This window comes from Rhodococcoides sp. S146-33 (assembly GCF_059489205.1).
The window spans coordinates 361,635-387,225 of sequence record NZ_JCAJWY010000002.1 but is presented as its reverse complement, the minus strand read 5'-3'; the positions used below and the strand labels follow the sequence as shown (position 1 = coordinate 387,225).

Annotated in this window: 21 protein-coding genes; 5 read left to right on the top strand and 16 right to left on the bottom strand. The window is 63.7% G+C overall.

The window, feature by feature from the left end:
- Positions 1-21: 21 nt before the first annotated feature.
- From mftG to mftE, 3 genes are all read right to left on the bottom strand, one after another.
- Positions 22-1,515 carry a mycofactocin dehydrogenase MftG gene (gene mftG, locus AC5WEY_RS10500; RefSeq protein WP_495645868.1) on the bottom strand — a complete coding sequence of 498 codons (1,494 nt, stop codon included), beginning with the start codon at positions 1,513-1,515 and terminating at the stop codon, positions 22-24.
- A 32-nt stretch (positions 1,516-1,547) separates the two neighbouring features.
- Complete coding sequence (gene mftF, locus AC5WEY_RS10495) at positions 1,548-2,945, bottom strand: mycofactocin biosynthesis glycosyltransferase MftF (protein ID WP_057475803.1); 1,398 nt, start codon at positions 2,943-2,945, stop codon at positions 1,548-1,550.
- Between the two features lie 125 nt (positions 2,946-3,070).
- Positions 3,071-3,757, bottom strand: a complete 687-nt coding sequence (gene mftE, locus AC5WEY_RS10490) for a mycofactocin biosynthesis peptidyl-dipeptidase MftE (RefSeq protein ID WP_495645867.1) — start codon at positions 3,755-3,757, stop codon at positions 3,071-3,073.
- Positions 3,758-3,828: 71 nt separating this feature from the next.
- Between mftE and AC5WEY_RS10485 the strand changes: the two genes are divergently transcribed.
- From AC5WEY_RS10485 to AC5WEY_RS10475, 3 genes are all read left to right on the top strand, one after another.
- A complete protein-coding gene (locus AC5WEY_RS10485; protein ID WP_495645866.1) occupies positions 3,829-4,554 on the top strand; it encodes a GntR family transcriptional regulator in 726 nt (241 codons plus the stop codon).
- Between the two features lie 103 nt (positions 4,555-4,657).
- On the top strand, positions 4,658-6,211 hold the full coding sequence (locus AC5WEY_RS10480; RefSeq protein ID WP_094608118.1) for an NCS1 family nucleobase:cation symporter-1: 1,554 nt from the start codon (positions 4,658-4,660) through the stop codon (positions 6,209-6,211).
- Between the two features lie 10 nt (positions 6,212-6,221).
- Complete coding sequence (locus tag AC5WEY_RS10475) at positions 6,222-6,953, top strand: aspartate/glutamate racemase family protein (RefSeq protein ID WP_495645865.1); 732 nt, start codon at positions 6,222-6,224, stop codon at positions 6,951-6,953.
- A 3-nt stretch (positions 6,954-6,956) separates the two neighbouring features.
- Here AC5WEY_RS10475 and AC5WEY_RS10470 read toward each other — a convergent pair whose 3' ends face one another.
- Together AC5WEY_RS10470 and AC5WEY_RS10465 are read right to left on the bottom strand one after the other, a co-directional pair.
- Positions 6,957-7,151, bottom strand: a complete 195-nt coding sequence (locus tag AC5WEY_RS10470; RefSeq protein ID WP_495645864.1) for a hypothetical protein — start codon at positions 7,149-7,151, stop codon at positions 6,957-6,959.
- 26 nt (positions 7,152-7,177) lie between these two features.
- The gene (locus AC5WEY_RS10465) at positions 7,178-10,951 is read right to left on the bottom strand and encodes an nSTAND1 domain-containing NTPase (RefSeq protein WP_495645863.1); all 3,774 of its coding nucleotides are present in this window, start codon (positions 10,949-10,951) and stop codon (positions 7,178-7,180) included.
- Positions 10,952-11,171: 220 nt separating this feature from the next.
- On the opposite strand from AC5WEY_RS10465, the gene AC5WEY_RS10460 reads away from it, so the two are divergent.
- Positions 11,172-11,498, top strand: a complete 327-nt coding sequence (locus AC5WEY_RS10460; protein WP_495645862.1) for a LuxR C-terminal-related transcriptional regulator — start codon at positions 11,172-11,174, stop codon at positions 11,496-11,498.
- Positions 11,499-11,511: 13 nt separating this feature from the next.
- Here AC5WEY_RS10460 and mftD (AC5WEY_RS10455) read toward each other — a convergent pair whose 3' ends face one another.
- From mftD (AC5WEY_RS10455) to mftA, 5 genes are read right to left on the bottom strand one after another with little or no spacing between them, the layout of a single operon-like run.
- On the bottom strand, positions 11,512-12,702 hold the full coding sequence (mftD, locus tag AC5WEY_RS10455) for a pre-mycofactocin synthase MftD (RefSeq protein ID WP_495645861.1): 1,191 nt from the start codon (positions 12,700-12,702) through the stop codon (positions 11,512-11,514).
- Positions 12,703-12,709: 7 nt separating this feature from the next.
- Positions 12,710-13,888, bottom strand: coding sequence for a pre-mycofactocin synthase MftD (gene mftD, locus AC5WEY_RS10450; protein WP_495645860.1), 1,179 nt, complete (start codon positions 13,886-13,888; stop codon positions 12,710-12,712).
- Positions 13,888-15,120, bottom strand: coding sequence for a mycofactocin radical SAM maturase (gene mftC / locus AC5WEY_RS10445; RefSeq protein WP_495645859.1), 1,233 nt, complete (start codon positions 15,118-15,120; stop codon positions 13,888-13,890). Before mftC ends, mftD (AC5WEY_RS10450) begins: the two co-directional genes overlap by 1 nt.
- Positions 15,121-15,154: 34 nt before the next feature.
- The gene (gene mftB / locus AC5WEY_RS10440; protein ID WP_057475711.1) at positions 15,155-15,439 is read right to left on the bottom strand and encodes a mycofactocin biosynthesis chaperone MftB; all 285 of its coding nucleotides are present in this window, start codon (positions 15,437-15,439) and stop codon (positions 15,155-15,157) included.
- 2 nt (positions 15,440-15,441) lie between these two features.
- A complete protein-coding gene (mftA, locus tag AC5WEY_RS10435) occupies positions 15,442-15,555 on the bottom strand; it encodes a mycofactocin precursor MftA (RefSeq protein ID WP_082520764.1) in 114 nt (37 codons plus the stop codon).
- A 294-nt stretch (positions 15,556-15,849) separates the two neighbouring features.
- Between mftA and mftM the strand changes: the two genes are divergently transcribed.
- Positions 15,850-16,677: a mycofactocin oligosaccharide methyltransferase MftM gene (gene mftM, locus AC5WEY_RS10430; RefSeq protein WP_495645858.1), complete on the top strand. Its 828-nt coding sequence runs from the start codon at positions 15,850-15,852 to the stop codon at positions 16,675-16,677.
- A gap of 35 nt (positions 16,678-16,712) precedes the next feature.
- On the opposite strand, the gene AC5WEY_RS10425 is transcribed toward mftM, so the two are convergent.
- The 6 genes from AC5WEY_RS10425 to AC5WEY_RS10400 all read right to left on the bottom strand — a co-directional run bounded on the left by AC5WEY_RS10425 (position 16,713) and on the right by AC5WEY_RS10400 (position 25,550).
- Complete coding sequence (locus tag AC5WEY_RS10425; RefSeq protein WP_495645857.1) at positions 16,713-19,124, bottom strand: HNH endonuclease signature motif containing protein; 2,412 nt, start codon at positions 19,122-19,124, stop codon at positions 16,713-16,715.
- A 478-nt stretch (positions 19,125-19,602) separates the two neighbouring features.
- Positions 19,603-20,283 (bottom strand): MadR family response regulator transcription factor, encoded by a 681-nt coding sequence (locus AC5WEY_RS10420; RefSeq protein WP_495645856.1) that lies wholly within the window; start codon positions 20,281-20,283, stop codon positions 19,603-19,605.
- Positions 20,280-21,635, bottom strand: coding sequence for a MadS family sensor histidine kinase (locus tag AC5WEY_RS10415; protein ID WP_495645855.1), 1,356 nt, complete (start codon positions 21,633-21,635; stop codon positions 20,280-20,282). Before AC5WEY_RS10415 ends, AC5WEY_RS10420 begins: the two co-directional genes overlap by 4 nt.
- Entirely contained in the window at positions 21,632-22,819 is a 1,188-nt protein-coding gene (locus AC5WEY_RS10410; RefSeq protein ID WP_495646528.1) for an iron-containing alcohol dehydrogenase, read from the bottom strand. Before AC5WEY_RS10410 ends, AC5WEY_RS10415 begins: the two co-directional genes overlap by 4 nt.
- 179 nt (positions 22,820-22,998) lie before the next feature.
- Positions 22,999-24,516 (bottom strand): MadC family VWA domain-containing protein, encoded by a 1,518-nt coding sequence (madC, locus tag AC5WEY_RS10405; protein ID WP_495645854.1) that lies wholly within the window; start codon positions 24,514-24,516, stop codon positions 22,999-23,001.
- Positions 24,513-25,550, bottom strand: coding sequence for a MadB family AAA-type ATPase (locus AC5WEY_RS10400; protein ID WP_495645853.1), 1,038 nt, complete (start codon positions 25,548-25,550; stop codon positions 24,513-24,515). Before AC5WEY_RS10400 ends, madC begins: the two co-directional genes overlap by 4 nt.
- Positions 25,551-25,591 lie beyond the last annotated feature (41 nt).

The following is a 25,591-nucleotide window of genomic DNA, read 5'->3' as shown; positions in this document are numbered from 1 at the left end:
ACGGTCCCCAGACCACGAACGCTACGCTCCCCCGCACCCGTTCCGGCCGACAAACAACGAAGCAGCGCGTTCGGCGAACATGATCGCCGTCGCATGTGGCCCACGACTGGGCACCACCGGGAATGCCGAGGTATCGACGACGAAGAGTCCGTCGACGCCGCGCACCCGGCAGTGATCGTCGAGTACCGAACTCGAATCCGACTCGGGCCCCATCCTGGCACTACCGGACAGGTGCAGTGATGTGCCGAGCGCCGCGAGAGGATTGTCGATCGTAGGCACAGTCACGGTCTCCGACATGATCGGCGACGCCAGCAGATCGCGCGCGAGTTCGACGCCCTCGCGCATCGCGCGTCGGTCGACCTCCGATTCGAGATAGTGATACTGCACGTCCGGAGCCTCGAACGGGTCCGTACTGCGCAGCGCAACGCTCCCTCGACTGGTCGATCGCATGAGACCGACGCCGACTACATGCGGCCCGGGCTCGAGACCGGAGATCAGTCGGTCGAACCTTCTGGTGTACGGCCTGACCTCTACAGCGCCGGCATGTAGAACTGCCTCCAGCACAGATGATTTCGCCAGGACTTCGTTCTTCGCAACGACGGGAACGGCCACCTCGGGATGGTCACTGAAACCTCGACCCACACCCGGACTGTCGACCTCGACCGAAATACCCAGCGCGACAAGATCATCAGCGGGACCGATGCCGGATCGAAGCAACAGTGCCGGGGTGTGCACCGCACCGGCCGACAGAATCACGTTGTCGGACCTCACGATACGGTGAACTCCGCCGACGACGGTCTCGACGCCGATCACCCTGTTACCTTCGAGCATCAACGACGTCACCGTCGCATATCCTTGCACCCGTACGTTCTGCCGCGTCAGGATCGGCAAAAGGTATGCGAGAGCTGCACTTACGCGGGTGCCGTTGCGGATGTTCAACGGCACGGCACCGACTCCCCCGGTGGACGCCCCGGGAGCGTTCAGGTCCTGGTGTACCGAAAATCCCGCATTCACCGCAGAATCGACGAATGCCGTCGTGATCGGATGTCGAGCGTGTACCGGGGTGCGCGCGATCGGCATCGGTCCGTGAGATCCGTGCCACTGCCTCTGCATCCCGGCATCGAGATCCGTTTCGGAGCCGAGGTAGAACGGCAGCACCTGATCGAAAGACCACAGCGACTGCGGCCAGGCGTCGAAGTCCGTGGGCGTGGCGCGAACGAAGTAGCCACCGTTCACTGCGCCCGAGCCGCCCAGAACTCGGCCGCGAGCAATCGTTCGGCCGACGCCGGGCGTGAGTTCGGCCGAATACGTTCCCACCCAGCGACTGCCGGGCCCGATGGGAAGCATCGATGCGTCGGTCAGGTCGGCCGGGACGTCGGCGACGGCCGAGAAGGCGTGTCCCGCTTCGAGCAACAGCACCGACCGATCGGGATCTTCACTCAACCGAGAGGCGAGGACACAGCCGCAGGAGCCACCGCCGACGACGATGACGTCTGCGTATTCGATCCGGTTCACACCATCCACGGATCGGGCCGGACTTGCACCGGTCAACCGTCCAAGCGTGGCTTGAGCGCGTCGATGCTTCGCGCGGACAGAGCGCCTTTCCACAACCCCGCACCGTAGGCAATATCGTCGGCTCGTTTGTAGAAGGCATAGCGCACCGGATCGAGACCGCCGAGCTCGCGGTGCTTACTCCAATCCGAGAATGCCTCTGCCACAGCCAATCCGAGCGCAATCTTTCGTATTCGACTGGACAGCACAACGGCGAGAAGAGTGATAGGCCAATAATGTCGGCACAACGCCGACGCGAGTTGCCACAACCCCGCCACAAAACCTTCTGCGGCAAGAATCGCCGCGATACGAGTGGGCTGGTCCAAGCCGACGAACATCTTGCGAAGTCGAACGACCGTCACACCGAGTGTCGCAGCTGCGCCGACGAGTCCGATCCGCGTCAGGCTCGCAGCGAGCAGGCAGGCGATGAGCGTCCACGGAGACATCGCGATCGGCGGCACCATTCCCGGATGACGAGCGGACAGCGGTGTGGCACCGGTTCCGTAGAACAACTTGCGAGTGAACCATTCGACGAAGGTGACGCGGTGCTCGTGTGCAACGTGCGCGACGGGCTCGTAGCGCAACCGCCACCCTGCCTCCTGCAGGCGCCAGCACAGGTCCACGTCTTCGGCCACGTGCATCGACTCGTCGAATCCCTCGCAGTCCATCGCCACGGACCGGCGCAGCAACATCGCGGCACTGGGCACGTAGGACACCGAGCTGCCGGCCCGCACTGCCGCTTCTCTGCGACCGAGATCGAGCGACGACCGTGCGTGCTCGTATCGGGCCAGCGCACTGCCCTCGGGCTCGAGCGCGACGATGCGAGGTGCCACCAACGCAACAGCCGGATCCGAGAAATGGCCGAGCATGACCTCGAGCCAACCCTTGCGCGGTACGACGTCAGAATCCAGGAACGCAACAAAATCCGTTGTAGCGCACCGTAATCCCGTGTTTCTCGCTGCCGCCGGTCCACGCGAGCGCTCGTGCCGGAGCACCGTCACACTGCCCACGGCGGACGCCATCCGCGGTACCGCGACCGGGGTGTCGGACCCGTCGTCGACGATGATGACGTGCAGCCCGTGCAACGCCGTGATCAGACGCTCGAGCCCGGCCTCGTTGTTCTTGAGCGGCACCACGACGGTGACGTCGGACGGCGACGGGATCGACATCGGGCGCGGGTTGCCGACTCCCGAGTCCAGAAGTTTGCGTGCGACGAGTGCGGACTGCGAGTCGGTCACTTCGATGAAACCGTCGCCGATCATCGCTGCCGCCGTCGGTGCGAGGGTGAGCATCCGGGTCGGCGATCCACCGATCAGGACGCGTCCCTCGGAGAATGTGCGTACGCGTGGATCGACTCTCACCCCGAAGCCATCAGGCAACCGACCTTCACCCATCAGGAGATCGTAAGCGGACAAGCCTCCGGTGTGTCGGCCACCCGTGAAATCGGACGGAACATACCTGCTGCCCGTTTCTTCGGAATCGCTCGCGGGTCTCTGAACAGGCGTTCCGCCCAGGTCGGTCACGCGATCACTCCGTGCTCGGAGGGACTCCATTTCCGCACGGCATCGCCGGCGCGGGTACGAAGCAGCTCGAACGCTCGACGCCCCTCTTCCGGATCGGCTCCGGAGGGGTCGCCGAGGACACCGTTTGCGGCGATCGCTGCGACGCCGTCGGCGCGCAGCGCAGGAAGTAGGGCGGCAATGTCGGTCGTATTGCCCACCTCGGCCTTGCTCATGTCCACTACCTCGGGCGAAAGGTGCAGCAGCATCGACGTTTCGGTGCGGCCAGCGTGAGCATCTGCTCCGGGCACGGCGCACGGGAACCAGACGACGTCACGCCCCTCGTAGCGCAGCAGCAGCACTGCAGATCGCAGTGCCGGCCCGTTGCCGCCGTGCCCGTTGACGAACACCACCCGCTCCGCCCACCGGCACGCGGAGCGCCCGTATTCCACCAATACGGTCTCGAGTGCTGCAGCGCCGATCGACACGGTGCCGGGAAAGCCTTCGTGCTCGCCGCTCGACCCGTACGCGATCGCGGGAGCCACGAGCGCGTTGTCGATGGTGTGCGCAACGGCGGTGGCGATACGGGTGTCGGTATCGAGCGGCAGGTGCGGTCCGTGTTGCTCGATCGAGCCGACCGGCACCACGAGGGTCCTGGACCCATCGACGTCCGGCCAGTACTGCGTACCGAGGGGGTCCGTGGCCATGGGTGCCGATGCTATCGGTATGGAACGAGAACGTCACGCCGCGGAAACACTGCGCCGCTAACGTTCGCTGAGTGCCACCTCGTCGCCGGTCGATATTTCTCTCGCAATTGTCGATAACGACGCCGGGTGGTCCACAACCGACAATTCTTCGGGAGCTGCGCCGAGTAATTCTGGCCGGCGATGCGCCACCGAATACCCCGATTCCGCTCAACGAAGTAGCGGAACTTTTCGGGGTGAGCAGAATCCCGGTGCGCGAATCCCTCAAGACCCTTATCGGTGAGGGATTGGTCGATCATCGACCTAACCTCGGGTACACGGTGGCTCAGCTGACAGCGGCCGAGCTCCGCGAAATGTACATCGTCCGAGAGGTTCTCGAGACTGCCGCCCTTCCGGTGGCGGTCGATCTCGCCACCGAGGACGACCGCGCCCATCTCATCGAGGTCAATCGCCTACTCGAGGCCTCGCTCACCCAGGACGACTCGCGTGAATACCACCGGCTCTCGCGCGAATTCCACCTGTCCCTGACCCGCCCGTCCCGTATGCATCGGTTGCTTCACATGCTCGAATCCGCCTGGAACATAACCGAACCCATCCAGCCGATGGTCCATGTGGCCGGATCGGACCGAGCATCACTGCACACCGATCACGCAGATATGCTCACGGCCTTTCTTGCTGGCGATGCCACGGGCTTGATGCGCGCAGCGCAGCACCATCACACGCGTCTCAATTCGGTCATTTCGACACTGTCGAACGACCACGGATTGTTCGCCGATCCAGAGCGTGACCAGACACGATAAAGATTCCGCCGAAGATATATCGGTTTCGTCACGAGCACGCAACACTTCGCCGCTAACTTTTCTTCATTCGCTCACCTCATATGCCATGCCGTCAGGAGCATCGATGACAGATACAGCGCACGGTCCCGCCCAAACGGGAGATCTTGTGGAAGCCGCGGGGCACCCCGTCGGTGGTGGTCTGATCAAGGACAGTTACGACCCGCGACTGACCAACGAGGATCTGGCTCCGCTGAAGAAGCAGACCTGGACCTCCTACAACCTGTTCGCCTTCTGGATGTCGGACGTGCACTCGGTCGGTGGGTACGTGACCGCAGGCAGCCTGTTCGCGCTCGGGTTGGCCAGCTGGCAGGTGCTGATCGCACTCCTCGTCGGCATCACGATCGTCTACTTCTTCTGCAATCTCGTCGCCAAACCGAGCCAGGTGTCAGGCGTCCCGTATCCGGTCATCTGCCGCAGTGTTTTCGGGGTCCTCGGTGCCAACATTCCGGCCATCATCCGCGGTCTGATCGCGGTGGCCTGGTACGGCATTCAGACGTTCCTGGCCTCGGCCGCACTCGACATCGTGCTGATCAAGTTGTTCCCGTCGCTGGCTCCGTACGCTGTGACCGCCGACTACGGTTTCGTCGGACTCTCCCTGCTCGGCTGGGCGAGCTTCCTGTTCCTCTGGGTCGTCCAGGCCGCGGTGTTCTGGCGCGGTATGGAGTCCATTCGTAAGTTCATCGACTTCTGCGGCCCCGCGGTCTACGTCGTGATGTTCATGCTGTGCGGCTACCTGATCTGGAAAGCCGGCTGGGGCGCGATCGATCTCAACCTCGGCGAGGTCGAACACACGGGTCTGAGCTCGATCCCGGTGATGCTCGGTGCCATCGCGCTCGTGGTCTCGTACTTCTCCGGTCCGATGCTCAACTTCGGCGACTTCTCGCGCTACGGAAAGTCCTATGCCGCAGTGAAGAAGGGTAATTTCCTCGGCCTGCCGGTGAACTTCCTGGTGTTCTCGATTCTTGTCGTCGTCACCGCGTCCCTGACGCTGCCGGTATTCGGTGAGCTGATCACCGACCCGGTCGAGACCGTTGCCCGAATCGACAGCACGTTCGCGATCGTCCTCGGTGCCCTGACCTTCACGATCGCCACCATCGGCATCAACATCGTCGCCAACTTCATCTCGCCCGCATTCGACTTCTCCAACGTCAGCCCCCAGAAGATCAGCTGGCGTGCCGGCGGCATGATCGCCGCCATCGGCTCGGTGCTCATCACCCCGTGGAACCTGTACAACAATCCCGAGGTCATTCACCTGACGTTGGAAACTCTGGGCGCATTCATCGGACCGTTGTTCGGCATCCTGATCGCCGACTACTACCTGGTCCGCAAGCAGAAAGTCGTTGTCGACGAACTGTTCTCGATGTCGCCGACCGGGCTGTACTGGTACTCGAAGGGATACAACCCGGCAGCGGTGTACTCCACCGTCGTCGGCGCGCTCGTAGCCATGTTCACCGTGCTCTTCAACGGCGCGATCGACGGCATGGAGATCGCCGGTATGTCGACGGCCTCGAAGTACAGTTGGTTCATCGGCTGCGGCATCGGCTTCGTCATGTACTTCTATCTGGCGACGAAAACCAAGCTCGCTGTCACCAACTTCGACGTTCCAGCCAAGGCATAGGATTTCGTACGTGCTCATCAAGGTCATCAATCCGAACACCACCGGTTCGATGACCGCAACGATCGGTGATTGTGCCCGGGCCGTAGTAGGCCCGGGCACCGTCATCGATGCGGTCAGTCCCTCGATGGGGCCGGTATCCATCGAAAGTCATGTCGACGAAGCCCTCAGTGTCCCCGGCATTCTCGCCGAGATCGCCAGTGGCGAAGCTGCGGGGGTCGATGGTTACGTCGTCGCTTGTTTCGGCGATCCGGGTATCGACGCGGCCCGAGAACTGGCGTCCGGTCCGGTCATCGGTATCGCCGAGGCTGCGATGCATGCCGCGAGTTTCCTGGGCCGTGGGTTCAGCGTCGTCACGACACTCGGGCGCACCGTCGGGCGAGCGCAGGATCTGGCGAACCATTACGGCTTCGGCCGCCACTGCCTCAGTATCCATGCGTGCGATATGCCGGTCCTCGATCTCGAGACCGACCCCGATGCCCGCAAGATCGTCACCGAGGCGTGCCGCGTCGCCGTCGAGACGGACGGCAGCGATTCTGTGGTTCTCGGCTGCGCGGGCATGGCCGATCTCTGCCAACACATTTCGGCCGAGATCGGGGTGCCTGTTGTCGACGGTGTGGCCGCGGGAACGTTGTTCGTACAGTCCCTGGTGAGCCTCGGACTGCGGACTGGAAAGCACGGTGAATTCGCCGCCCCGCCGCCCAAGGTATACACGGGAATGCTCGAGGGATTCAGTAGGCCCTGAGGATTACCTGGACCGACCGAGCGTGGCGACGGTGTAACCGATTGCTGCGCCGGCAACCAGGACGCCGGCGAGCAGCAGCACAACCTGCACGGTGGTGGACGTCGAGTCGTCGAGCAAGCCGACGTAGATCACGACACAGGACGCCACGATCGCGACGAGAGCAGATACGCCGGCGCGTCCAGGAAACTTGTCGGTCATTGCGCAAGTACACCATCACCGGTCGGTCAGCTGCCACACAACTCTCGGTAGGGAACGCCAGGCAGATACTGGGCCCATTCGGCCTCCGTGACCACCGATGCTCCGGATCCGCACAGGCGACTACGCACCTCCTCCGGCTCGGTGCGCCAGATGCGAACGTCACGGGCCGTACCACCGCCGAACACCACCTGGCCGTCCGACGCGAAGACAGCATCGTTGACTCGCTCACCGTACGCGGAGAGGGCGGCGTACTGCTCGGGTGCGGTGCGGTCCGCCACGTTCCACAACCACAGCGTCGATCCCCCGTCACCGGCGGCCAACCGCATACCGGACCGATCGAATGCCAGCGAGGAGATCGGGCTGGACGGCCCGACGATACGAGCAAGGTGCTGCGGCTCGCCAGAGTTCTCCATGTCCCACAATCGAATCGAGCGATCCGCACTGCCCGCGGCAAGAGTTCGCCCATCCGGTGAGATGGCCACGGCCTGGACGCCACTCCCGAAACCGCCGAGCACGGCCTTCCGGCGCGGATCGGTCGGGTCGCCGACATCCCACAGCTCGACCACGCCCCCCACACTGGCGATGGCGAGTACCGAACCGTCGGGCGACAGCGCCATTCCCGCGGGGTAGTTCCCCGCCTCCAGGGTCGACAATGCTCGTGGTGTTGCGGGGTCGGTCAGCGACCACAACGACACGTCGTTCGAGTTCTGGCCGGACGCGAACAACACGGTTCCGGCGCGGTCGAAGACCAACACCGCAGTCAAGCTGCTGGTTGCCGTTCGCACGGTACCTAGCGCCACCGGGTCGGCGAGATCGGTTGTGTCCCAAACCTGAAAGCCACCGGTCGTTGTACCGACCGCAGCCCGGTTGCCGTCGGCGGTGAGCGCCACCGCACCCGTTTGGGCTATGCCGTCACCGATGACCAACGGCTTCGACGCCACCGGATGGTCCACGTCCGAGACGTCCCAGACCATCGTGGCGGAGGCTCGGGTGCCTGCACCGACGAGCAGCCGCGTGCCCGTCGCACCGATGGGGTTCTGATATATCGTGTCGCCGGCATCGGCGAGAGCCGGTCCGGGGAGCGGCCAGATCCGGGTGATGCCATCGCCGCTGGCAGTGACGATCGACGAGCGATCCGGCGTGAACACGAGCGAACTCACCTCGGAAGGACCCGGCAGCGTCAGCTGCGCTGCTCCCGACTCCGAGTCCCACACTTTCGAGGAATTGTCCGAACTCGCCGCAGCGATCAGAGTCCCGTCACCACTGAACGCCACATCGTTGACATAGCTGGTGAACCCTGTCAATGCAGGCAGTGGCGACAGGCGGCCGTTGCCGACAGCCCACCGCAGAACCTCGCGACCGGTAGTACCCGCGATCAGCGTGGTGCCGTCGGGAGAGAAGGCCAACTGTTGCGCGGTGTACGTCGATCCGTCCGAGGGCACGTCGATCAGCGGAGCGACTGGGGCTGCGGGAGACGCGGTCAGTCTGCTGGCGTCCCACAACCTCATCGCGCGCCCGGGACCGACCGTCACCAGGTAGCGGCCGTCCGGACTGAATTCCGTCGCTGTCGGCGAACCGGGTTGAGCCACTTCGGCCGCCATGGTCGGCCGGGCGGGATCGGCGACGTCGAGGAGCGGCAACGACTCGGACCCGTTACCGACGAGAAGCAATCGGCCATCGGGAGAGTAGGACAGGCTCCGCACCTCGTTGATAACGTTGTGCGACAACATTGTCGGTGCCGTCGAGTCCGACACATCCCACAGTTCTACGCCGGAGAACCCTCCGACGGCGAGAATGCCGGCCCGCGGATCGAAGGCCAACGCCGACACGTCACGGGAGGCGATCTCGCCGAGTTTCGCGTGTCCGTCGGCGAGGGACCACATCCGCACGCGACCGTCGGAACCGGCTGTTGCCACGATGCTTCCGCGAGGGTCGACTGCGCTCACTGCCTCGCCCTCAGCACCGAGTAACCGCACCGGAGTGTGGACCGCGGACGAATCGAGCAAGGCCGATCGTGCCTCCGTCGTTCGGTCCACCTCGTACGAGGCCAACGCGAAGTATGCCGCCAAACCGGGATCTCGGTCCCTCAATCGAACTGCGACACCGGCGATCTGACGAGAGACAGCCTCGGCCTCGGCGAGTTCGGCATCGACCCGGCGGCTGTTCGCATCCGATCGGGCAACGAACGCGGTGACCGCCAGTGTCACGGCCAGTACGGTCAGAAGCGCGAGTGCTGCGACAAGCGTCTCGAGGGTGCGTCGACGACGTATGTCGTTTCGGTTCTGTTCCTCGACTCGATTCGCGCTTGCTTCGAGGTACAGATTTTCGATGACATTGAGATCTCTCCGGCGTACCGGACCGATGGATTCCTGCACGAGCGCCAGTCTCGACGCAGACAACAGCGAACCGTCGTCCCGATCGTTGTTCTTCCACAGTTCTGCCGCCTGGGTGAGTCGACGGTGTTCGACGAGCCACTGACGATCGTTGTCGAGCCACTCACCGAGCCGCGGCCACGCCGCGAGCAACGCCTCGTGGGTGACCGGGACCGTCTCTTCTTCGACGGTCAGCAGTCTGCGCGCGGCGAACCGCTCGACCACGACATCGACGTCACTGACGACGTCTGTGTTCTCGTCTCCGTAGAACAGCCCGACACGATCGACGCGACGACGAGTCACCACGTCGTCGTCGAGATTGACCAGGCGCATGAAGATGCGTCGTGCTTCGCGTTGCTGTTCGTCGGTGAGAGCCGAGAACACTTCCTCGGCGCTCTGGCCCACCGCACCGCCGATCCCTCCGGTCGCGAGATAGTCCGCGACTGTCAGGGTCCTACCTTTCGATACCTGCCACGTCGTCAGCAGCGCATGCGAGAGCAACGGCAAGGCACCGGAATCGTGAGCGAATTGCGATCCACGCGGACCCAATTCGCCGAGCAACACCTGCACGAGGGCATCGTCGACGGTGACGCCCGCCTTCGCGGCTGGTGCCACAATGACGTCGCGCAGCTGCATTTCGTCGAGACGTCCGACGACAACCGGGTTGTCCGAAAGTCCCGCAAGCAGCGCATCTTCTGACACTGCGTTCTGATAGAAGTCGGCCCGCAGGCCGATCACGAGGACCGAATCGGACTGTGGCAGCACCGATGCCGCTCGGAGAAAGCTCTCGCGCTCATCCACTGACGCGAGTGTCCACAACTCCTCGGCTTGATCCAGAACGAGTACAGAACCCGGCGCGAACGCTTCCGTTCGCTCGGGGAATGCCCGGATATCACCGATGCCGGAACGGACTACCGCACCGGGAAACCTCGATGCCAGTCCAGCACGCAGGAGCGAAGACTTACCCGAACCCGAAGCACCGACGACGAAAACAATGCCTCCGCCGGAGTCGAGGGCATCACGGACGCGCATCCCGAGTCGCTCGATCAGATCGTCTCGCCCGAAAAACCACTCTGCGTCGGCGGACTCGAACGCTTCCAAGCCCTTGTACGGAGCGGCGCCCTTCATCGGATCGACAGTCCGCCTCCCCGAGATCGACCGCACCCTGGACACCGCGTCCCACCACAAGGCGCGCTCGTCCTCGTCCTCGACTCCGCATGCGACGAGGACAGCCGAGAACATCTCGGCGCTAGCTTTGGTCGGAACATGGTGACCGGAGAACCAGCCGCTGATGGTGCCGTGCAGACCACCGGAACGCTCGACGATTTCCCGGACTGTTGCACCCGCCTCGGTCCGGATCGCACGCAATGCCGCCGCGAATTCGGTGCGGTCCGAGATCGACGAGGGATCCGGGCGATCAGTGGTCATGAGCGCACTATAGAGCTGGAAAATAGCCTGCGGCCGCGCGCAGATGCTCGGCTGACCAGCTGAAACAGCAATTTACTTCATTTGAATGACGGTTGCGCCGAATGCGAAGTCGGTCGTATTGACCCTGTATGGACTTCCGTGCAGCGCTGGATCGGTCGCCGATCTTCTTCGACGATTGACGCTGCGATACAAGATCGGTCGATAGTCGAGGGGGAAATTCATGCTCGAACAGATGCTGACGTCGGCGGCACATCACCCGTTTCGGACGCCCGTACAACCGGCACTCGTCACGCACTCGAGGCGGCTCGCCCCTCTTCGCCGTACACCTTCGCTGAGTGCTCGCGAGATCGAGGTCATGCTTGCCTGGTTTGCCTCGGACTCCAAGACGGTCGCAGCTCGGACCGTGTACATCTCGGTCGGCACGATCAACACGCACATCACTCGTATCCGGCAAAAATATGCGGCGGTCGGACGCAGCGCTCCCACGAAGGCCGCCCTGTTCGCACGTGCGCTCCAGGACGGTCACACTCACCTGTCCGAATGGTGACTGTCGGTTCGTATCACTGACGCAGGGCGGGCTGAGTCGAGCGTGCGAACCCTGGCGCCACGACGACGTCGTTGGGTCCGAGAGTGTGCACCGATGCATGTCCGAGTCCGAGGACCGCGGAGTCCAGGCCGCCGCGCAGAATGTCGAGGACGTTCTCCACCCCGGCCTGACCGTTCGCCGCCAGACCCCACAGATACGCCCGCCCGATCAACACCGCCCGCGCACCGAGAGCGAGTGCCTTCGCCACGTCACTTCCCCGCCTGATGCCACCATCGAGGGTGATCTCGACCTGATCGCCCACCGCCTCGGCGATGCTCGGCAGCGTTCGAATCGACGCCGGCGCACCGTCGAGATTGTTGCCCCCATGGTTGGACACGGAGATCGCGGTGACACCCGCGTCCACGGCCCGCAGCGCGTCGTCGACCCGTGAAATCCCTTTGAGCATGAACGGACCCTGCCACTGCCCACGTAACCACTCGATGTCCTCCCACGACGGCAACGGCGTGGACCTCCACTCCCGGTACGCCGCGAAGAACGTCGGCGCAGGCCCACCGGGCGGAGCGAGATTCGGTGCCGTCAGATCCGGATACGTACCCGAGCGAGCCCACTGCGCGAGCCACCGCGGACGGGCGAGTACTTCCGGTGCCAGCCGCAGCATCGCCCTGGCGTCGAGACGTTCGGGTATCACCGGACTCCCCCAATCACGGCCCTCCGAGAACGACCAGTCCATCGTCACGATCAACCCGACCGCACCCGCGGCACGTGCACGATCGAGCATGTGCCCCAACAACTCCCGCGAACCCACCCAATGGAGCTGAAAGAACGTCTGCGGGTTCGCCGCGACGACCTCCTCGATGGGTTTGCTCGCGAACAACGACAAACCCATCGACACACCACGCGCCGCTGCAGCTCTCGCGACCGCCACCTCACCGTCCGGATGTACCGCCTGCACCCCCGTCGGAGAAACCATCACCGGAAACGACAACGGTTGCCCCATCAGCGTCGTCGACAACTCACGCGTGTCCGACAACCCCGCCACGCGCGGCGCGAAACCGAGTTCACCGAACGCAGCGGTATTGTCCGACGCAGTCAGACCCCGCTCCGAACCCGCCACCAACGCGGAGTACACGGACTTCGGGAGTCGTTTGCTCGCTCGGCGCTGCGCCTCGGCGACAGTTTCGAACCAGTCGTTCTTGCTCGACATCCTCCGCTCAGACGCCGAGCCTGCGGTCGAATCCGGCCGGCATCACCACATCCGACGGTGACAGGTCATGCACCGAGGTGTGCCCGAGCCCCAGGACCGCGGAATCGACTCCGCCGCGCAGGATGTCGAGCACATTCTCCACACCCGCCTGCCCACCGGCGGACAGACCCCACAGATACGCCCGCCCGATCAACACCGCACGCGCACCCAACGCGAGCGCTTTCACCACATCACTGCCGCGCCGGATACCACCGTCGAGGGTGATCTCGATCTGATCACCCACCGCCTCCGCGATTGCCGGCAGAGCCCGGATCGGAGCCGGAGTGCCGTCGAGATTGTTGCCTCCGTGATTGGAGACCGAGATCGCCGTGCAGCCGGCATCGACAGCCCGTTTAGCATCGTCGACGCGCATGACGCCCTTGAGCATGAACGGCCCGCCCCACTGCTCACGCAGCCACGCCACGTCCTCCCACGTCGGCAACGGAGTCCCCATCCACTCCCCGTACGCCCCGAAGAACGTCGGAGCCGGACCACCCGTCGGCGGGGTCAGATTCGGGGTCGTCAGATCGGGGATCTTCCCGGTCTTGGCGAACTCCCACAACCACTTCGGTCGCATGATGCCCTCGGGAGCAAATTGCACCATAGCTTTGAGGTCCATCTTCTCCGGGATCGACGGGCTACCCCAATCGCGGCCGTTCGAGAACGACCAGTCCAGGGTCATGATCAACCCGACCGCACCGGCTGCGCGGGCCCGCTCCATCCGCTGCAACAAGATCTCGCGTGACCCCACCCAGTACATCTGGAAGAACGTCTGCGGGTTGGCGGCCGCAACCTCCTCGACGGACTTGCTGGCGAACGAGGACAGTCCGATCGGAATACCCCGCGCCGCAGCAGCTCTCGCCACAGCGACCTCACCGTCGGGGTGGACGGCCTGCACACCCGTCGGAGAGATCATGACCGGGAACGACAGTGGTTGCCCCATCACCGTCGTCGACAGATCCCGCTTGTCCGACAGCCCTGCCACGTGCGGGGCGAAGCCGAGTTCGCCGAATGCTGCCATGTTGTCGTCGATCGTCAACCCACGTTCGGACCCGGCTACCAGCGCGGCGTACACCGACTTCGGCAGACGTTTCTTTGCACGCCGCTGCGCTTCGGCAACGGTCTCGAACCACGCACTCTTCGCCATCAGCTTTCCTGTTCCATTCCCGCGAGCGGGTTCTCGTCGCAGATCTTCGCCGGCGGACGCATCATCAACGTCAATGGCACCGACTTACGAGGGGTCTTACGCTGCCCGGTCCGCGAATGATCGACACTGGACTTCGGGATCTCCCCCGCCGCCGCCAACGCCATCTCGCCGTTACCGATCACGCATTCGGGATCCGGACCATCCATCGGCAGGCCCGTGAAGAACTTCGCTGCCATACATCCACCGCGGCACGAATCGAAATGAGCGCATTTGGTGCACGCGCCCGAAGTTTGCGGTGAGCGCAACTCCTGGAACAACTCCGAGGTCTGCCACACCGATTGGAAACCGCCCATGCCGTCTTTCGCATCGCGGACGATGTTGCCGGCGAGGAAGTTCTCGTGGATCGCGAACGGGCACGCGTACACATCGCCGATCGGGTCGATCAGACACACCACCCGTCCCGCGCCGCACAGGTTCAGACCCGGCAGAGCGTCCCCGAATGCCGAGAGGTGGAAGAACGAATCCCCCGTCAACACACCCTCGCCGTTCGCGACGAGCCAGTTGTAGAGCTCGCGCTGCTGACCGGCCGTCGGGTGCAGATCGTCCCAGACATCCGCGCCGCGTCCCGACGGCCGCAGACGCGTGATCCGCAGTGTCGCAGCATATTTGTCGGCGAGGGCCTTGAAGTCGTCGAGCTGACTCACATTGTGGCGGGTGACGACGACGGAGATCTTCGCGTCCCGGAACCCGGCCTCCTTCAGATTTTCCAGAGCGCGGCAGGCCATGTCGAACGAACCCGGACCGCGGACCGCGTCGTTGACCTCCGCCGTCGCACCATCGATGGAGATCTGCACATCGACATAGTCCGACGCCGCCAACCGCGCCGCCACCTTCTTGTCGATCTTGACCCCGTTGGTGGAGAACTTCACCCCCACCTGATGCGCCGTCGCATAATCGACGAGCTCCCAGAAATCCGACCGCACCGTCGGCTCACCACCACCGATATTGACGTAGAACACCTGCATCTTCTGCAACTCGTCGATGATCGACTTGCACTGATCGGTACTGAGTTCGCGTGGATCACGGCGACCCGAGGAGCTCAGACAGTGCACGCACGACAGATTGCAGGCGTAGGTCAACTCCCACGTCAGGCAGATCGGTGCGTCGAGCCCGAGTTCGAATTGATCGACCAGTTTTCCTACAGGAGCTGGTCTTTCGAGGGTGGAGGTCATGGGCGGAAGTCCTCTTCTACGAATGGGTCAAGGCTTACGGTCGAGTGATCATCTTCGAGTGGGCCAGAGTCGCGAGCGCTTTCACGTACGGAGCAGAACTGGAGTCGGTGATCCCCGCGGCGGCGATCGCCGAACGCATATCGGGATGATCGGGGAACGATTGGATGATCGCCACGATCGTGCGATTCTTCAGGAAGGAGAGCTTGCGAGTTCCGAAGTGGTACAGCAGCGCCCCGAACGACTCCGGACGCAACGCCACCTGCGGATGCAACACCCACCGCACATCCAGATCGAGTGCATCCTGCACTGCAGCAGTCATGATCAGTACACGCCGCACATGCCGTCGATCGACACTTCCTCGACCAACGACTCTTCGACCAGATCGGATTCGACGACAGCCGTATCGACCACAGCGTTCTCGTTCTTCTTCGACATCGGAAACCTCCTGCGAAATTTGCTCGGTCACAATCCAATTGGTTGTGTCTCGGATCACCACGCTAACGGCCCACATCGCCCCTGAACCGGCATGACGGTCGGAACTGGTCGACCGTCGCGATCAACCGTCCGATCGGGTAGGTACCGGCCCGTCCGGCGCGCGGGGACGACGGTGCCCGGGCGGGCCGACCTGCATGACACCCGCGACATCACCCGATGGGTATGAAACGCTCGACCTCACCGATGGGACAGCCCTACCGAGCGGCCGACCTACGACGAACAGAAATGACTCCGATGACCGAAGTGGACGCACTGGCACCGAGCCCCGACGGGGTGTGGGCTCACGAGAACGTGGTGGTCCGACACCTCCACGGTCTCGAGTTGGACGCTGTCCGGACGGGGACGACAGTTCAGGTCTGTCATGGCCTGACGTCGGCCGAGATCGGAGAGCGCTTGATTCCGATGATCACCGCACAAGCCCGGCATGTAGGACTTTCGCAGCGCGAATTCGAGCTGGTGCTGGTCGGAGTCGTCCGCTCCACCATCTCCGATCCGGTCGACGCGTGGACTACGTACTATCGAAATTCACTGCGCGAGCTGAACTCCGGCACAGCCGATTTTGCTTCGGTCCATGAGCGCGCAGAGACTTCGATCGTCGGTTCGGTGCTCGACTTGGGTTCGTGCTTCGGCTTCTTCCCACTGAGGCTGGCCATGAAAGGCCACTCGGTGACAGCCACCGATCTGTCCGCCGGCACGATGCGTCTGCTCGCCACTGTCGCTCCGCGTCTCGGAGTCACGCTCGACACCATTGTGTGCGACGCCGCCGACGTTCCCGTTGCAAGCAGCAGTGTCGACACAGTGACGGCATTGCATCTGCTGGAACATGTCGATGCCGAGACGGGCTCTCGAATCATGACCGAAGCACTCCGCATCGCCCGCATACGCGTGGTCGTAGCCGTGCCCTACGAAACCGAGACCACCACCTGCCACGGGCACGTTCGCACGTTCGACAGGGCGGCGCTGATCGAGCTCGGTCGGTCGACAGGTGCGAGATTCCAGACGTCGGAGCATCACGGTGGATGGCTCGTGGTCGACAAAGCCGCTGCACCACAGTTGACCTGAACAGGTTTCGCACCCGGGGTACCTCACCGACGCACCTAGAACGGCGGCTCATCGGCATCCTCGATCGTTGGTTCTGATTCCTGCTCGTGGTTGTCCGGTTGCTGGGGGTAGGCGATGATGCCGGATCGTCTGGGTTTGGTGGGGATGTGTGGGCGCAGGTCGTTGTCGAGGATGGGTACGGCTGTGCCGTTGGCGGGCAGTGTGATTCGGGTGGTCTTCGAGGTGGATCGCCAGAGGATCGCGCCGCCCGGGAGCATGACGGCGCTCCAGTAGCCGGCGGTTTTGACGGTGTGGTGGAACTCGCAGAGACATTGCAGGTTGTTGACCGTCGTCCAGCCGCCGCCCAGTGGGTCGGCGTGATCGAACGGGATCAAGTGATCGAGTTGGCAGCGGTCTGCTGGACGCTGGCAGCCGGGGAAGCGGCAGTGGCGGTCGCGGAGCCGGACGGCCGCGGTGGTCAGGGCATCGGGTCGGTAGACCAGCGCCCGGTCGGTCAGTGGATCCCGTGCGACGGACTTTCCGAGGGTGGGGTCGGCGGTGATCGCTGCTTCGAGAGCAGCGGCGAGGGAGGCGTTGCCAAGGTAGATACCTGAGGGTGTGCGGCCTGCTGCTCGAGTCGTTCGGTCGTTGAGCCGTGATGCGGTGGGAAAGTCGAGGGCAGAGCTGTGCCGTGTGCCCTTGCCGACGGGTGTGTGGGTGCAGAACAGGGCCGCAGCGGAGGTCAGTGATCCCAAGCGACGCTGACGTTTGTCGGTGCTGGCGGCAGTGGCAGCGGGGGCAGTTCCTGGTGCCGGGCCTTCGGCGGCTGACATCGGACCGGATGTTGTTGAGCCGGATGATGCTGCCCCGTATGGTGCGGGGCCGGATGGTGTTGCAGACGAACGTGATTGCGCACAGTTCGGTACAACATCCGGTGTTGGCGATGTCTGTTCCGTAGGCGATCCTGAAGCTGACGCGGCTTCGGACGAAGGAGCTACGTCAGAGCCGGTGACCGACGGTGCGTCCGCTTGCTGGTCGGTCGATTGTGCCCCCGCACGTGTTGCAGCGTGATCACGAACAGGCTCGGCGGCACCTGGTTCGGGCGTTGCCGACGGGTCGGTTGCAGGTACGGGTGTGAACTCACCGTCCTCCTCGGAGCCGCCGGTCTCCTCGATCTCGCCAGTTTCGCCGTTCTCATCGGACACGCCGGTCTCGTTCGTCTCGTCGACCGCATCTGCCGGTGACTCATCTGCGGGCGTCTCCGGTGCCGACGTGTTTTCCGGCGCACGTTCAGATGCGGGTGCACTGGCCGAAGTCGATGAGGTCGAGGGACCAGCCTTCGCCTCCGAATCCGTCGCCGACCCGCCTTCCACATCATCAGCAGCATCTGCCGAGTCATCATTCGCATCTGCACTTGCATCCGAGTCTGCGTCTGCGTCTGCGTTTACGTCGGCGTCTGCGTGCGTGCCTGTGTCCTCATCGGTCATCGTTCCCGCACCGGATCCCGTTGCAGCCCTGTCTGTCTCGCCGCAACTGCGTCGTTCCCATTCCCCGGTCTCCGGGTTCTGCACCGCCAGACCGAGCTTCTCCGCGAGAGTGACCGCCTCGGTGAGCAGGACCTGCCACTGACTGTTGCGCGCCAACTCCCGCGCCAGATCCGGATCGATCGAGCCATGCCCGGCGAGATAAGCAGGGTTCGCAATCAATCCGATGAGGGTGGCGATATCGACCGTGATCATCGTCAACGGCAACCGGCGATCCGGCAACCCCGCATCTTTTTTCGGGCAGTCCTCGCGTTGGCACAGGCACGCCAGGCGGGGTTCACCGTGCATGCGGGCCATGAACGCATCACACAATCGATCTTGTTTACCGCGGGGGTCTTTCGGACAGAGCGTGTCGGCCATCTCCTCGAGCAGCTGCCACGCCGCCGCAGCTTCGGGGGCAGTCAATTCCGCCCGGATCCGCGCCAACTCACCGGCCGGGCTGTAGGAAACATGGCGGAATCGTTTCGCGAACTCCCGTAGTGCTGCCGCTTCCTCCGGTGCGACTCGCAGCAAGATGTCCCAGATCTCCGTCTCGAGTGGACCGGGCGGAGTGCGGCGGGCAACTTCGACGATCTCGTCCTCGACCATGCGCACGATCTCGTCGGAGAGGTTGTCGAGGATCCGGCACACCGTCCGCACTCGCGGAAGATCGATCTCCCCGGCCTCGAATGCTGTCCGTACCAGGGGTAGTCGCGTGTGCAGGGCAACACCGACGGAGATGTACGATTCGGCGACCGTCGCCGAGCAGCCCAACGCGGCCGCCATCTCGGTGCGCCCGTACCGGCTGTAATGCTTGAACTTGGAATCGTGGGTGATCCAGGTCCGATGAACGTCGTAGCAGGCGGCGATCTTGCGGAACGCATGCTGGTTTTCTGCCTGCGCAGCGGCGGTCAACGCCTCCAACGACACGATCGGTACAGCCATCCCCATTCACCCCCCGGTGACCCAAAACAAGAACGCATGTTCGAACAAGATGAACAGTAACCCGACCCACCGACACAAACGGAAGTACAGGCTCGATAGGCCGAATTGACGAGTCCGACCAGGACCGATTAGCCGAGATCGGACTCGTGCCGTGTCAATCGAACAGCTGAAGACCGACTCGAGGGCCGCCTCGACCAGGCTGGCCTGTACTCGATACCTGCAGAACGAGCCGCATTACGTCAGGATCCGTGGTCACCCGAAAGTCGACCGAGAACACTATTGTTCGGGCCTCTGGATCGTGCAGCCGAACTCGCTCTCGAAATCGATCCGAATGGACGATGTCGAAGGCGATCGCGTCGCTGCGACCGACGCTCACGACATCGGCGGGCTGAGTACAGCCCGCCGCACATCGAGCGGTCTCCTCGTGCAGCCACTACCAGGCTTGTCGAGTAACGATGATCTCGACAGGTCCGCAACGTCAGATCAGCCCCTGCTTACTCGCCGCGTACACCGCCTCGGCACGCCGAGACACTGCAAGTTTGCGCATGATGTTGCTGACGTGAAACTTGACGGTTGTCGCCGAGATGAAGAGTCTGGTTCCGATCATGTTGTTGGACAGACCCGTTGCCAGCAGGCGGAGCACTTCGAGCTCGCGCTCGGTGAGGCGCTCGATGCTGCTCGGTGTGCCGTTCAGAGAACGGACGACAGCCGAGGCGCTGCGCGAATCGAAGGCGCTCTCCCCGCGCGAGACGGCCCGTATCGCACGAACCAACTCGGTGGTGTCGACGTCCTTGACCACATATCCTCGTGCACCTGCGTGCACGGCCTCCACCACGAGCCGGTCGTCGAGGAACGTCGTCAACACCAACAGACCGATTCCATTGTGCGCCTTGGCCAGCTGCGCACACAAAGCGAGGCCCTCGTAGTCCGAACTGGCCGAGAGCTTCAGATCCATCAGCACGATATCGGGCTCGACCCGCGCAACGACGGCCAAACCCTCCTCCCGGGTGGACGCCTCCCCCACGATCGTCAGATCCGACTCGCGTTCGAGTACCGAGCGAAGCCCGTCCCGAAGAATTGCGTGATCGTCGACCAGCACGATGCGGACCGTGGGTGCCGAAACCTGCCCCGCGCCTGTGCGAACCGTCGGAACGCTCACTGTGTTTCGCCCTTCTCGGATTGGTTCTGGAACGGAATGCGCACTGCAACTCGCACTCCACCGGTTCGGGCTCGACGGATCTCGAGGACCCCGCCGTGTTCGCGGGTACGAGCCGCCATGTTCGCCAGTCCGCGGTGACGGCCGTCGACATCGGTGGACTCGGCCAGGTGCAGCATCATGCGCAAGTGGGCCGGATCGCCGTCACCGTCGTCCGCAATGGACAGCTGCACCTGATCGGGCGAATAGGTCAGTCGCAGTATTGCCCGCGACGCGTGTGCATGGACCGCGGTGTTGAACAGTGCTTCTCCGGCTATGCGAAGCAGTGCGTGCTCACGCTCGCTGCTCAGCTCGACGGGAGTTCCCTCGACCCGCAGCGACACCTGTAGCTCGTCGGGCATGTGGACCACGGAAAGCTGTTCGAGCATTTCGGGAAGCGACGTGCGATCGGCATCCTGCGGGTGATTGAGCGCGTAGATCGCCGACCGCAGCTGATCCACCGCTCGACGCGTCAGATCCTTGGCCAGATCCAACCTGTCGCTACGTTCTTCGGCCGAGATCTCGCTGCGACACACTTCGATCTGCATTCCCGCGGACAACACGGCCTGGGTCACGCTGTCGTGCAGTTCACGAGCGATGCGGTGACGTTCGTCGTCGAGCACCTGATGGCGATGCGCGGCACCCAGTTGACGTTGTGTCAGCAACAGTTCGGCATTGCGGGCCGCGAGATCTGCCGCTGTTCGGTTCGCCTCGGCATAGGCACTCTCGGTGCGTTCGAGCAATTGCCGTCGGCTCTGGAACAGAGCCGAATTCTGCAGTGCCACCGCAGTTTGGCTGGCAAGAATGCTCAACACCGCGGCGTCGGTGGCGTCGAGTACCCGTTGCTCTCCCGTCCACGCCGCGAACGCACCGACAACGCGGCCGTCGAACGCGATCGGTACGAATGCATGGTGAGCGGAGATCACCGGGGTCAGCCCGTCGCCGCAGGTGGACGTCCGAATCGACTCGAGGCAGTCGACCACGTCGTCGGGCAGCGGTGGCCCCTCGACGTTGTCCACCAGAAACGGTGTGGCGTCGGGACCAAGCACCAGCCGACGAGGCCCCGCGTCCGGCAAGGCACCATCGGCGAGAGCGAAGACCACCCAGCGGGCACTCAGATGAGCGCGAGCCGCCTCGGCCACGGCGCACACCAGCGTTTCCGGACCGTCGACCGTGCGCACCAGCGCTCGTGAGATGAGTTCCAGGGCGTAGACCACTCGTTCCAAACGTTCTGCGGCGCCGCGATACTGCGGATAGAAGGTGTTCTTGCCCGATCGGAGTCCCGTCAACAGAGACAGGTCGGGTCCGGAACTCACAGCGCGATCCTGAACAGGTCGACCATCTCGCGGTGTGTGGCCGAACGCGGATTCGTGGACATGCACGCATCACGTAATGCATTGGTTGCCAACACATCCAGATCGGATTCGCTCACACCGATCTCTGCCAGACCCGCAGGAACACCGACCTGACGCGCGAGGCGGTCGACGCGGTCGGCCACGGCCATAGCGGCCTCCTCCGGCCTGGCCCTCCCCTCGGGCAGTCCGAGGCTCGTGGCAATGGCCACGTACGGCAGCGGATCCTCTGCAGCGTTGAAGCGAATGACGTGTGGCAGCAGCACTCCGTTGATCACCCCGTGCGGGAGGTCGAGCAACCCTCCCACCTGATGACTCATGGCATGAGTGGCACCGAGTATCGCGTTCGTGAATGCCAGGCCCGCTTCCAGGCTTGCCTGCGCCATCGACCCGCGCGCCGTCATGTCGGTGGGCTCGTCGATGGTCCGAGCCAACTGTGACATCACCATGGTGATCGCTCGAAGAGCATGATGGTCGGTGAGCTGGTTGTGACCCAGCGAGACGAATGCCTCGATCCCGTGCGTCAGGGCATCCAAACCGGTTGCAGCGTTGAGCCATTCGGGCATCGTGGTCAGCAACATCGGATCGATCACGGTGATGTCCGGAACGAGCGCCCGGCCGAGGATGGTGATCTTGGTCGAGCGCGCGGTATCGGTGACGATGCAGAACTGCGAGACGTCTGCTCCGGTACCGGATGTCGTCGGCACCATCACCAGCGGTGGGATGGGCCGGGTGGCCTGATCGACGCCCTCGTAATCGAGGATCTTGCCGCCGTTGCCGGCGAGAACGGCGATCCCCTTGGCCGCGTCCATGACCGATCCCCCGCCGATGGCCACCAGCACATCGCAGCCGAAATTCGAGTAGTACTCGTGCCCGGCCTCTATCTCGATATCTTTGGGATTGGGGGTCAACGCACTCCAGATCTGGGGCTCCAGTCCCTCTGCAACCAGAAGGTCGACCAGCTGCCCGGCCCAGCCACTCTCGATCAACCCCAAGTCCGTGACGAGCATCGGCCGTACCCCACCGAGCCGGCGCGTCGCGTGCGCGACCTCACCCAGCGAATCCGGACCGAACACGATTTCGGGTGCGTGGAACTTGAGAACTCGTGGCGTCTCGGCTCTGCTGCGCTGCGCATCGAGGTCGTGCAGCGCATTACCGACATTTGCCGTAGCTGCCTGGTCCACCGTTCACACCCTCACTGTCTTCGGTCCACACGATCCGGACCTGTGATTCAGGTTACAACCTTACGAGCGCAGAAGGTTCGATCCCACCAGCGCCGGGCTAGGTTCCGACCTACCCGATCGGGTAGGTAACCAGCGCGATGAGGTCAGGACAGCGCATGTCCCAGTTCGGCCGCCTGCGCCGTCAACTGGTCTCCGTCCCGCGCGACCACCACGCGGTCGCAGATCTGCTCGTAGTCCGCCATCGAGCACGCGGCCTGTGCCCAGTAACGCCGGGCCTCGGGAGTGATCCAGGCGATGCGGTGCACCTTCGAACGAATTTTCTCCAACGCGTCGAGTCCGGCCGGCCGGCCGTTGCATCGACCGTCCCCCACGATGATCACGGCAGTGCGCTTGTTCAGCACATCCCCGTGCGAATCCAGGAGGTCGGTGAAGGTCTTGCCGTAATCGCTGCTGGCTTCGAGATCCAGTCGCGCGTCCGCGAGTACGGCAGCCAGTGCGCCGTCGCCCGTACTACCGAGCAAGATGGTCGTCACGTCCACGGGCGCATCCACGAAGCCCATCACCGTGCACCGATGCGCGCGCGAATGCATGGCCTGCGCGAGTCTGAGCGTGAATGCAGTGATCGGCCGAACCGAGAGCGAAACATCAGCCAGTACGAGCAGTCGGACCTTGTCGGGTACCGGCGTTCTTGTCACCAGACGGAAGGGAATCCCGTCGGTACGCAGACTCGACCGGACAGTACGTCGCATGTCGAGCGGGCCACGGGAATGCTCGCGTGGCCGCGGCCGCGGAGTACCCCGCATATGCCGCAACACTTCGTGGCTCGCGCGCTCGATCTCGGCATGGTGGCCGATCGACTGCACCGCGCCGTCGACGGGCATCGGCGACGACATCGTCCCGGTCACATCACCCAGTGCCGCCACGAATGCCTCGACGGCATCGGTGATTCGATCCAGCATTGCGGCACTCAGCTCGCCGGAATCACCGCCGTCACCGTAGACACTAAGTGGGTCGTACGCGTCGAACCATGCCAGAATTCCGGCCGGATCTTCCCAATTGAGCTGTCCTGCAACCGCTCCACTGGTGCTCGACGCCAGCTCCCCGGCGGCCGTCGAGCCGGAACGTTCGAGGTCCACTGTGTAAGTCACGCCACGTCGGGCCATATCGCCGTCGGTGTCGATCGACAGGTCGTGATCCTCGGACGAGAGACTGATGTCGTCGTCGTCCTTGTGCGGGTTGAAGCCCTTGTCTGCCTCGGGAGCGTCGAGCAGATCGCCGATCTCGACGGCACGCTCGTTGTACTCGGCGTACTTCGCCGCCTCCTGATCTGCGCCCACGTCCAAGTCGGTCGGCAGTCCGCCCGCAACCTGGGCACCGAGCATCGAACGACTCTCGTCCACAACATCTTCGGCTGCGATCATGAACATCGACTCGAACGCCCGCTCGAAACCGTGCTGTTCGTGGTCGTACTTCGCACACGTCGCGCGTAGAGCCGCGCGCAGAACCGTCAGGTCACGTGCGCCTAGAAGCCCGAGGACGCGTCGTACTTCGATGACCTCGGCCGGCGACGCGGCAACGCCGTAGCGCCGCAGGATTCGCCCGAACACCGCCGCCAACACGTCGAGCAGTATCGACGGCGTGAACGGCTCGACGGCAGTCATCGCCGAATCCCGATGCCGCCCTTGTCACGTCCACCATGCCCACGAAATGCCGTCGCGGTCGTGTTGACTGTCGCGCCCAGCGACGTTGCTGCCGAGGACGTCTCCACTGCCGGTCCCGCCATCGCTATTTTCATGTCCGACGAGTATTTGACCAAGGCGGCGAGCAAGTATTTGCGCGTCTCGTCTGTGTGGCCGAGTACCGATGCGATACGAGCCGCGTCGATCACTTCCGAGATCGACGGGCTCTTGCGAAGTGGCAACTCACGCAATTCTGTGGCCAACTCGACGATCTCCGCGACGATCTGCGCGGGCACCTCGGGAGCGCGAGCGGTCACGATCTCTCGTTCACGCGCAGCCGTCGGGTAGTCGAGGTGAAAGTGCACGCAGCGACGCTTCAAAGCCGACGACAGTTCACGAGTATCGTTGGAGGTCAATATCACCCACGGATCGCTACGCGCGGTGAACGTGCCGACCTCGGGAATGGTCACCTGCTTTTCGGCGAGCACTTCGAGCAGCAGGGCCTCCATGGACTCCTCGGTGCGATCGACCTCGTCGACGAGCAGAACCACCGGTTCCTCGGACAGCACCGACTCGAGCAGGGGTCGCACCGACAGGAACGGTTCGGAATACAGACCGAAGTCTTTGGCAGCGAGCATCTTCGAGGCGTCGTCGATATCGGTGACGTGCTGGGTGAGCGCACCGATGTGTTCGCGCAGCATCTGCACGTGCAGCAGCTGCTTGGCGTAATCCCACTCGTACAGGGCGCGGTTGTCGTCGAGACCCTCGTAACACTGCAGGCGCACGAGCTTGCGACCGCTGGCGGCGGCAAGAGATTTCGCCAGCTCCGTCTTGCCCACGCCCGCAGGGCCTTCGAGCAGAAGCGGGCGATCGAGCGCCGTCGCCAGATGCACCACGGTGGCAAGGTCGTCGTCGGCGATGTAGTCCTGCTCCCCGAGCGCGCGCTGCAGATCGGCCGCGTCGGTGAACCGAACGGTGTCTGTGTCATCGTTGCGCACTGTCGACAGCGAGGTCATATGTTTCCCTTCGAAGAGCGGCTGCGCCGCATGTGAACGGA

What these genes read in the sequence shown, in the direction of transcription:
- mftF (WP_057475803.1), bottom strand. Translation starts at nt 2,945, where the DNA reads ATGGGTGAAGGTCGGTTGCCTGATGGCTTCGGGGTGAGAGTCGATCCA.
- mftE (WP_495645867.1), bottom strand. Translation starts at nt 3,757, where the DNA reads ATGGCCACGGACCCCCTCGGTACGCAGTACTGGCCGGACGTCGATGGG.
- AC5WEY_RS10480 (WP_094608118.1), top strand. Translation starts at nt 4,658, where the DNA reads ATGACAGATACAGCGCACGGTCCCGCCCAAACGGGAGATCTTGTGGAA.
- AC5WEY_RS10470 (WP_495645864.1), bottom strand. Translation starts at nt 7,151, where the DNA reads ATGACCGACAAGTTTCCTGGACGCGCCGGCGTATCTGCTCTCGTCGCG.
- AC5WEY_RS10465 (WP_495645863.1), bottom strand. Translation starts at nt 10,951, where the DNA reads ATGACCACTGATCGCCCGGATCCCTCGTCGATCTCGGACCGCACCGAA.
- AC5WEY_RS10460 (WP_495645862.1), top strand. Translation starts at nt 11,172, where the DNA reads ATGCTCGAACAGATGCTGACGTCGGCGGCACATCACCCGTTTCGGACG.
- mftD (WP_495645861.1), bottom strand. Translation starts at nt 12,702, where the DNA reads ATGTCGAGCAAGAACGACTGGTTCGAAACTGTCGCCGAGGCGCAGCGC.
- mftD (WP_495645860.1), bottom strand. Translation starts at nt 13,888, where the DNA reads ATGGCGAAGAGTGCGTGGTTCGAGACCGTTGCCGAAGCGCAGCGGCGT.
- mftC (WP_495645859.1), bottom strand. Translation starts at nt 15,120, where the DNA reads ATGACCTCCACCCTCGAAAGACCAGCTCCTGTAGGAAAACTGGTCGAT.
- mftB (WP_057475711.1), bottom strand. Translation starts at nt 15,439, where the DNA reads ATGACTGCTGCAGTGCAGGATGCACTCGATCTGGATGTGCGGTGGGTG.
- mftA (WP_082520764.1), bottom strand. Translation starts at nt 15,555, where the DNA reads ATGTCGAAGAAGAACGAGAACGCTGTGGTCGATACGGCTGTCGTCGAA.
- mftM (WP_495645858.1), top strand. Translation starts at nt 15,850, where the DNA reads ATGACCGAAGTGGACGCACTGGCACCGAGCCCCGACGGGGTGTGGGCT.
- AC5WEY_RS10425 (WP_495645857.1), bottom strand. Translation starts at nt 19,124, where the DNA reads ATGGCTGTACCGATCGTGTCGTTGGAGGCGTTGACCGCCGCTGCGCAG.
- madC (WP_495645854.1), bottom strand. Translation starts at nt 24,516, where the DNA reads ATGACTGCCGTCGAGCCGTTCACGCCGTCGATACTGCTCGACGTGTTG.
- AC5WEY_RS10400 (WP_495645853.1), bottom strand. Translation starts at nt 25,550, where the DNA reads ATGACCTCGCTGTCGACAGTGCGCAACGATGACACAGACACCGTTCGG.